This window comes from Nocardioides malaquae, from assembly GCF_015070385.1.
Classification (GTDB): domain Bacteria; phylum Actinomycetota; class Actinomycetes; order Propionibacteriales; family Nocardioidaceae; genus Nocardioides; species Nocardioides malaquae.
In genome coordinates, this window is record NZ_JADCSA010000121.1 from 1 (window position 1) to 391 (window position 391).

General features: G+C 37.6%; 1 protein-coding gene. It reads left to right on the forward strand.

Features of this window, described 5'->3' with window-relative positions; genetic code table 11:
• Nucleotides 1-391 (forward strand): aminopeptidase P family N-terminal domain-containing protein (locus IEQ44_RS18525; protein WP_193639399.1); only part of this gene is annotated, 391 nt, incomplete at both ends.

Sequence of the window (391 nt, forward strand, 5' to 3'; positions counted from 1 at the left end):
AGGATCTTCAGCAGAAAAAGAATTAGAAGCCATAAAACCCATGGCGCATTTAATTCAGCCAATTTTGGAAGAAGAGTACAACGTAAGAATTAAAAAAGCGTGCCTTTTAATGCAAGCGGAAAATGCGTCGGCATTATACTTAAATGCAGGATCTAGTTTGGTGTATTTTACGGGCACCCATTGGCATCCTAGTGAGCGTATGGTAGGCGCAATTTTATTAAAGAATGGAGATTTACATTATATAGCTCCCAATTTTGAACGCGGAACCATAAATGATTTCATGGTTATTGAAGGCGAAATTCGTTGTTGGGAAGAACACGAAAGTCCGTTTGCGCTTTATAAATCCATTTTACAATCAAACGGGGTAAAAAAAGGAACTGTGTTAATTGAT